This window comes from Photorhabdus sp. P32, from assembly GCF_038085095.1.
Taxonomy (GTDB): domain Bacteria; phylum Pseudomonadota; class Gammaproteobacteria; order Enterobacterales; family Enterobacteriaceae; genus Photorhabdus; species Photorhabdus luminescens.
Genome location: NZ_JAZGJN010000085.1, coordinates 1 through 938 on the forward strand (window position 1 = coordinate 1; position 938 = coordinate 938).

Here is a 938-nt window from a genome sequence, read left to right on the forward strand (position 1 = left end):
TAATCTAAGACAATAAAAACCTCTCCGGTATATAGTGATTGAAATTATAAGTTCGGCAATACTCTTCCAGTTGTTGGCTAGAATTAATACCTATCTTATGGTATATCTGAGTCATATAAGATTCAACCGTGCGATAGGCTAGATTTAGTATCCGTCCAATCTGCTTTCTGGTATTTTTCTGTAAAAAGAGAAAAATGATATCCCATTCACGTTGAGTAAAAAGATCGGTTGGTGGTTGGAGCATAATTGAGGGAGGAAGTTTGTCGTGGTATTGATATAAATAGGTTAATGAGTGATTTTGTGCTTTCCAACCATGATATATGATTCCGATGCAATCTTCATCTTTATGGTAAAAAGGTAATTTTTCGAAAAAGTAAGACGACAGGATTTGCTCTCTACCAAATACATGGGTTTCGATTGAACATATTCTTTGCTGTTTTTCCATTACTTTTTTGTCATGATTAATAAATTCTTCCGCAAATTTGGCGCTATCCCAAGGAAGTTCATTTTCATAAAATCCCTCAAATTCAAATGCATTTGAAAAGTTCTGAAGAGATTTTAATGCCATATTGCCGTAGATAAAGCATGAGTTTTTATCTTTGATTCCCCAAGGATCATTGCTTGCGGCCAGTGTATTAATAATTTGAGATGATATAGTTATGTGATTACTCATATTATTATTCCTTTTTACTCAATTTGTGTTTAAGTTGTGATATGTTTGAATCATATTGTCAGTTTAATACTTTATTGCTAGCAATAACAGACTTTTTCATAAAATAATTATTATGGTTATTTTTATTACGAGAGTCGTTTAATTGTATATGTCATTGTGGATTTTATTTGAAGTGAACTTTCTTAATATAATTAACGACGTTTTTTATAATATATGAGGATGATTTATTAGTTAAAAATATCATAATATACCTGTGCTCATTGAA

Annotated in this window: 1 protein-coding gene; it reads right to left on the reverse strand. The window is 30.7% G+C overall.

The features are described 5' to 3' along the window. Positions 1–4 precede the first annotated feature (4 nt). A complete protein-coding gene (locus V2H77_RS00360; RefSeq protein ID WP_265379620.1) occupies positions 5–673 on the reverse strand; it encodes a helix-turn-helix transcriptional regulator in 669 nt (222 codons plus the stop codon). Positions 674–938: the final 265 nt, after the last annotated feature.

Coding starts and splice junctions, on each gene's coding strand:
- V2H77_RS00360 (WP_265379620.1), bottom strand. CDS start 673: ATGAGTAATCACATAACTATATCATCTCAAATTATTAATACACTGGCC.